The sequence below is a fragment of the Vibrio sp. V43_P6S15P86 genome (assembly GCF_009904725.1).
GTDB lineage: Bacteria > Pseudomonadota > Gammaproteobacteria > Enterobacterales > Vibrionaceae > Vibrio > Vibrio diabolicus.
On the sequence record NZ_WXWT01000263.1, the window covers coordinates 1 to 6,706 of the forward strand.

Annotated in this window: 6 protein-coding genes and 1 pseudogene; 6 read left to right on the plus strand and 1 reads right to left on the minus strand. The window is 43.7% G+C overall.

The annotated features are described in order from the left end of the window. From CAG69_RS11905 to CAG69_RS11925, 5 genes are all read left to right on the plus strand, one after another. On the plus strand, nucleotides 1-295 hold a 295-nt coding region (locus CAG69_RS11905), incomplete at its 5' end, for a hypothetical protein (protein WP_161444343.1). Nucleotides 296-330: 35 nt separating this feature from the next. Continuing rightward, complete coding sequence (locus tag CAG69_RS11910; RefSeq protein WP_161444347.1) at nucleotides 331-807, plus strand: GNAT family N-acetyltransferase; 477 nt, start codon at nucleotides 331-333, stop codon at nucleotides 805-807. 240 nt (nucleotides 808-1,047) lie between these two features. Further along, the gene (locus CAG69_RS11915) at nucleotides 1,048-2,466 is read left to right on the plus strand and encodes an SLC13 family permease (protein WP_005394158.1); all 1,419 of its coding nucleotides are present in this window, start codon (nucleotides 1,048-1,050) and stop codon (nucleotides 2,464-2,466) included. Between the two features lie 3 nt (nucleotides 2,467-2,469). Continuing rightward, nucleotides 2,470-3,807 carry a sensor histidine kinase gene (locus CAG69_RS11920; protein WP_005394159.1) on the plus strand — a complete coding sequence of 446 codons (1,338 nt, stop codon included), beginning with the start codon at nucleotides 2,470-2,472 and terminating at the stop codon, nucleotides 3,805-3,807. Then, nucleotides 3,794-4,267, plus strand: coding sequence for a response regulator (locus CAG69_RS11925; protein ID WP_047008729.1), 474 nt, complete (start codon nucleotides 3,794-3,796; stop codon nucleotides 4,265-4,267). The genes CAG69_RS11920 and CAG69_RS11925 overlap by 14 nt, the downstream gene beginning before the upstream one ends. A 128-nt stretch (nucleotides 4,268-4,395) precedes the next feature. Here CAG69_RS11925 and CAG69_RS11930 read toward each other — a convergent pair whose 3' ends face one another. Continuing rightward, on the minus strand, nucleotides 4,396-6,099 hold the full coding sequence (locus CAG69_RS11930; protein ID WP_161444345.1) for a putative bifunctional diguanylate cyclase/phosphodiesterase: 1,704 nt from the start codon (nucleotides 6,097-6,099) through the stop codon (nucleotides 4,396-4,398). A 485-nt stretch (nucleotides 6,100-6,584) separates the two neighbouring features. On the opposite strand from CAG69_RS11930, the pseudogene CAG69_RS11935 reads away from it, so the two are divergent. After that, nucleotides 6,585-6,706 (plus strand): annotated as a pseudogene (locus CAG69_RS11935) (DUF3391 domain-containing protein); the annotation flags it as partial.

Below are 6,706 nucleotides of genomic sequence, written 5' to 3' on the forward strand. Positions count from 1 at the left end.
TGAACCAACGTCCGTTGTACTGAACTATGGTGACTCTTCACTCAGCGCTGATATTCAAGCAAATCGAAAATTTCATGTGGTTCAAGATAATGAAAGTGAACATGTGGAGTTTTCTGGAGGAGTCACGAAGGAATATTCCGATTACATTGTGAATATACATATCATCAGAAAAAGCAAAATACGCAGATCAAGTCGAGAGCTAAATACCACCGTATTGATGAACAGCGATCAGCTTGAAAAGCCTTTAGTGGTTGGTATTGAAAATGATGAATTCACCAGTATTACTTTGCGTTAATACTTGGTATTTATCGAATAGGAATGGTTGAACCGATGCTCTCAATACGTCGCTATCGCACAGAGGATGCTCCAATATTGTGGACACTTTTTTACCACACTGTACGAGTCATTAATCGTCGCGATTATACCGAATCACAAGTTTCAGCTTGGGCCCCATCAGATTTTGACCTCAACTCATGGCAACGCACAATGGATGCTATTCAACCCTATATTGCGGAAATAGAAGGGCAGGTCGTTGGCTATTGTGATTTGCAAAGTGACGGCTTGATTGACCATTTCTTTTGTCACCATGAATATCAAGGCCAAGGTATTGGTCGTGATTTGATGTCTTTTCTATTTCCACAGGCGAAAGTAAAGGGAATAGAGCGACTGTACTCTGAGGTGAGTATCACTGCACGACCTTTCTACGAGAAAATGGGGTTCAAAGTTAAGGTTCAGCAACGTGCTGAAGTTAGGGGAGAAACCTTAACTAACTTTATGATGGAAAAGTATATTTCATTGAAATCGTGAGCATTTAGTGAGCTTGAACACAGATATAAAATGTTTTCCAATGTGAAAACAAGTTCATTGATCTCGCACCAAAGTTTTGTTTGAAAACAGTGTGCATAATCTTCTCTGGAACAAGCCATTACTGCATTTTTCGTCTCTGAAGGCTTAGTCAGAGCCTAAAAGCCTCGGTATTGCGGTGGGTAATGGCGTTCCAAACGCCAAACGTGTCTGGCTAACCATCTCAGGAAGAGAAGTAGTACTATGCGCCCTTATCTCAAATACATTATTCCAACATTGATACCATTGCTTATTTGGTTAATGCCCCTCTCTGCATTCCCATTTGATGGCATTACTATCGTCCAGCAGAGAGTGATCGCAATCTTCTTGCTTGCTGCACTCTGCTGGGTGTTTGAACCTATTCCAATCTACGCCACTTCGGTCGTTATCATTGTGCTCGAATTATTGCTTGTTTCGAATAAGAGCATCGTGCTTTTTCGCTTGCAAGAAGGGCAGCCACATTTTGGTGAGCTGTTGCAATATAACGAGATAATGGCGACTTTCGCTAGCCCGATTATTATGCTGTTCCTCGGCGGGTTCTTCTTAGCTATGGCGGCGACAAAGTACAGGCTGGATGTCAACTTAGCGCGCGTGTTGCTAAAACCATTTGGGCAAAACCCAAAGTTCGTTATGTTGGGTTTGATGTTGATCACCGCTGTCTTTTCCATGTTTATGTCAAACACCGCAACAACAGCGATGATGTTGTCGATTCTAACCCCTGTGATTGCGGTATTTGGACCTAAAGATCCCGGTCGAATTGCATTTGCCTTGTGTATTCCTGTTGCTGCCAACATTGGTGGTATTGGTACACCAATCGGCACGCCCCCGAATGCTATCGCGCTGAAATATTTGGTTGGTGACAACTTAATTACGTTTGGTGAATGGATGGTCTTTGGCGTGCCATTCGTCATTGTGATGATGGCGCTAGCGTGGTTTCTGATTGGCTTTTTGTATAAAGCCGAGCAAACCACCATCGATCTGAACATTAAGAGCAAGTTTTTGAAAACACCAAAAGCGATGATTGTCTATGTCACCTTCGCAGGTACGATTATTCTTTGGTTGATGGGGTCAGCACATGGGATGAACTCTTACACAGTGGCATTAATTCCGGTCGCGGTATTCTCATTGACGGGCATTATCAACAAGGAAGATTTGAAGAAAATTTCTTGGGACGTGCTTTGGTTGGTGTCAGGTGGTATCGCTCTGGGTCTTGCTCTGGATAAAACAGGGCTTGCGAAGCTGGTGGTACACAGTATTCCGTTTGATCAGTTCTCGCCATATGTGGTCTTGTTTGGTGCGGCTTTCTTGTGCTTGTTAATGGCAAACTTCATGTCGCATACGGCTACTGCAAACTTACTTATGCCGATTATGGCTGCGCTAGGTACCTCGATGACTTCGTTAACGCCACTGGGTGGAGAAGTGACGCTGATCTTAGTCGTGACATTTGCCGCTTCACTCGGTATGTCGTTACCAATCAGTACGCCACCAAACGCGTTAGCTCATGCTACTGGGCATGTCGAAAGCAGCCAAATGGCTCGTATCGGTGCAGTGCTGGGCGTGATTGGTGTATTACTTAGTTTTGTTATGGTTTGGATTTTACATACAGTTGGGCATATTGGGTAACCCATGTACGAAACGAAACTAGATGCGTTAGTACAACGCTATTTTAACCATCTTGAACGCCGATTAACGGTCCTATCCGGATCGGTGCTTATTGAGCAAGCTGGCTACAACGATCGGTTGTACTACGTGCTTTCAGGAGAGTTGGCTGGCTATTATGCGGAAGATGATAAGAAGCCAATTCAGGTATTCTCTGCGTCTCAAGGTGCGTTTATTGGCGTACATAGTTTCTTTTCTGGTACATGGACGGCCTCTTCGACAGTGATTGCTCAAACCGATGTTGAACTGGCTTGGATACAGCGTGATACGCCCGCGGTGGAAGAGGCGACATACGGACCATTGACGACACAATTTATGCCTGTGATGGTGAACGAGTTATCTCGGCGTCAACGGCGTGCAATGCAAGAGGCCTTGGCTAAAGAAAAAGCGTTGCAAAAGCTGCATACCGCAGAGCAAATGACAACGTTAGGGCAGCTTGCTGCGGGTATTGCTCATGAGTTGAACAATGCTATTGGTGTGGTAAGCAGTAAATCAGAGCGACTCGAGTCGGTCATCATGGAATTGCTTGAAGAGGTTCATCCGGAAGCGAGTCAGTTTTTTGATTTTGGTTTGATGCAAGGACAGAAAGTCTCTTCCAGCGAAGCGAGAAAGCGGGGGCGTCACTTCGAAAAATATTACGGCTTACCCAAGGATCTCGCGCGTGATCTCGCACGTGCCGTTCCAAATAATTTCCTGTCGGAGCATTGGTTAAAAAGACCCGAAGAAGCGATACGTTTCTGGCAAATGGGGCGAGACCTTCATGATTTGCGTATTGCCTCTAAACATACTGTTGGCATTGTACGTTCAGTGAAACAATTGGGGCGTACGGATATCGACTTGGATGAAGCATTTAATATTAATGACTCAATCAATCGAGCGCTGGCCCTATTGCAAAGTGACTTAAGACGCGTGAGCGTACGTTTTAGCCCAGCGGAGTTGCCGGACTTTGTTGGCTCTCAAACCGAACTCGTACAAGTTTGGGTCAATATTTTAAAGAATGCGTGTGATGCACTTGGTCAAACCGAAGATCCGGGGATCGAAATACATACTCGAGAGAGTAAGGGGAAAATTTTGGTCACGATTGCTAACAACGGACCAGAAATCGATGAAGCGACACGCAGAAAAATTTTCCGGCCAAACTTCACCACTAAAAAGGGTGGGTTATCGTTTGGTTTAGGATTAGGGCTGTCGATTGTGAAACGCATTATCGCCGGATATAACGGCTCTATTGTGGTAAAGAGCGACAGTGAAAAAACAATTTTTAGAATCAAGTTACCAGTAGAGGGTGAACATGGAGAAGCTTAATGTAATTTGCGTTGATGACCAACGAGAGGTATTAAGCGCGGTTCTACAAGATTTAGAGCCGTTACATCAGTGGTTGAATATCGAAGACTGCGAATCCGCAGGTGAGGTTCTAGAACTGATGGATGAGCTTGATGCAGAAGGCGAGATGATCGCATTAATAATTTCCGATCATGTCATGCCAGGTAAAACAGGAGTGGAACTACTGACAGAGGTATCACAAGACAGTCGTTTTGTTCGCACACGTAAAGTGCTTCTGACGGGGCAGGCGACGCACACGGATACCATTAATGCAATTAACTCCGCAGGTATTGATCGCTACTTTGAGAAGCCATGGCAAGCGAGCCAATTGATTGAGTGCGTTAGAAACTTGGTGACTCAATATATCTTTGATATGGGCTTAGATTACACTCAATATCACGAACACTTAGATCAGAGTGTTGTTTTTGAGCGCCTACGTTAATCAAGGCTCTCTAAGGTTGCTTTCGTCACGGCCAGTTAGTGTCTGAAATTTACTGTGAGTAGTTCAGCATGCTTAACGTGGCCGTGCGGAATAGCGTTAATTCTGGGATTATTTCGCCGAAGAACGGTTTAGCTCAATGAATAGCGACTGGCACTGGCAACAGAGAGTGGTTTAGAGAACCAATAACCTTGCAAATAATCGACGCCCATCTCGGAAAAGAAGTCACACATTTTTGCGTCTTCGATGCCTTCTATCACCACTTCAATATTATTTTCCTGACACATAGTGATAAGAAACTTCAAATACTCTTGAGAAGAGCGATTGGTCAGTGTCTTCCATGCCATCGACTTATCAATTTTGATTTGTGTCATCGGCAAGTCGAAGAAGCTATTTAATGAACTGTAACCAGAGCCAAAGTCATCGAGCGAGAGTGCAAAACCTAACTCCCTGAGCGTGCTTAGGGGGGCAATAGCCGTCTGGTTATTATCCAAAATAAACGTTTCTGTCAGTTCCAAAACAATGGACTCGGGGTCAACGCCTGCTTCATCCGCCATGGCTTTAATTCGCGTAGGGAATTCGCTGTTCATTAACTGAAGTACAGAAACGTTCACGTTAACACGAACTTGGTTTTGGTAACGTGAACGGTAGTTTTTGATGAATTCACACGCTTTGGCAAATACTTGATATCCCAGTTCGACGATCAATCCTTTGTTCTCTGCTACGGGGATAAACTCGTCGGGATAAATTTCGCCAAACTCTTTGCTACGCCAGCGCACTAGTGATTCGAAGCTCACCACTTTTGAGCTTTTGGCGTCAATAATTGGCTGGAACTTAACACTTAATGTCTGTTTTTCTAGCGCACTTTTAAGACCTTGCTCAATAAAGAAGTAGCGATCAACGGCATGCTGCGTCTTCTCACTGTAGACCGCGACGCGGTCTCTATTTTGTTCGCTCGCGTACTGACAAGTTCTTGCCGCTTTACGTAAAATTTCCTCTGCGGAGTGACTAGGGTCAATACAAGGATACAAACCAATGCTAATGTTGCTACCTAGGTATTGGCCTTCTTCAATCACCGCTTCATGGTAGGTTTGTTTTAAACTTTCGGCGTAACTCTGTAGCGCTTCTATTGAGCACTCATCGTGAATCAAAATCGCAAAGTCATCATCATGCACGCGATACACCGAGCTGTTTGGAGAGGGCAAGTGACTGAGAGTTTGTAGCAACTTCTCTACTAATCCATCGACCAGTTCGCTGCCATATTGATTCAAGTAAGATTTGATGTCTTCGATCTGAATATAACAAATAGACGCGCAAGAATCGGTGGTACGTACACTGTCCTCGATATCCAGCAAGAGATGGGCGCGGTTAGCCATGCCTGATGCGTTGTCATGAAATGCGACTTGATGGATGTAACTTTCCATCAGCTTACGCTCAGAAATATCGCGATGGCTGCCAACCATGTAATGGCCATGTTCTGTTTCTTTGGTCATGGCTACGCCTTCTATCCAGACGTATTGTCCATTGGGTTTACGCACTCGGTAAGTGGTTGTAACCCTCTTATTGTTGGTCGTGATGTGCGCATCGACCCTTGTGGACAGCCTTTCTCGATCAAGAGGATGAACAAGCTCTAACCACTGCTCTAAACTGATTCGGCCAGCGTTAATACCGAGCTGTTCATAGAAGCCTTTGTTGTAAAATACCATGGTACCAAACTCATCCATGTAGAAGAGGCCTTCGTTAAATACGTCGAAGATATGAATGAATCGTTCTTCAACGATTTTCAGGAACTCTCGGTCACTATCTGAGGCTTGTTGGTCAAATATGGTGGTCAAGATATTTCCTCCTCGAGCGTGTTAGCATCAGAGATGAGTGTGTGGGGGTGATAACATAGAGTTGATCTGTTGGCGTACATTACAATCACAAAAGTATCAGTTCAAATTGTTTGGCTATCATTTTATGCGCTACTAGGTTAATAACATACTAAGATTAGGCGGCTAATCATCGACATTTATAAAAAATAGTCAACAGTAAAAATCATTTATAAAATACAGTTATTGATGCTGTCCGCAATCTATAAATATTTATGAATAATTATCCTCAGTTATTTTAAGACGTGTCGGTTAGAGGTTCTGCTCTTGAGTGTCATATCTGTATATTTGCTAGGCTAAAGACCATAATAACAAAAAGGGCTTAGTGATCGCGATGGGTTATTAATTGACAGGATGCTCATTAATAGTAATCAATTCTAATTTATTATCACGCCAATTAATCAAATCTCTTATAATACTGCCGTTAATATCGAGTAAGCTTTCTTTTTATGCAGTACGATCCAAAAAATTCAATCAAAATTGCGCTCGCTGATGTCGGCGTTGGTATGTTTGTTACCGCGATAGAGCACAACAAGCGCGTAAATTTAGCCAATGCAGGGCGGATATCTAG

What these genes read in the sequence shown, in the direction of transcription:
- CAG69_RS11925 (WP_047008729.1), top strand. Translation starts at nt 3,794, where the DNA reads ATGGAGAAGCTTAATGTAATTTGCGTTGATGACCAACGAGAGGTATTA.
- CAG69_RS11910 (WP_161444347.1), top strand. Translation starts at nt 331, where the DNA reads ATGCTCTCAATACGTCGCTATCGCACAGAGGATGCTCCAATATTGTGG.
- CAG69_RS11920 (WP_005394159.1), top strand. Translation starts at nt 2,470, where the DNA reads ATGTACGAAACGAAACTAGATGCGTTAGTACAACGCTATTTTAACCAT.
- CAG69_RS11915 (WP_005394158.1), top strand. Translation starts at nt 1,048, where the DNA reads ATGCGCCCTTATCTCAAATACATTATTCCAACATTGATACCATTGCTT.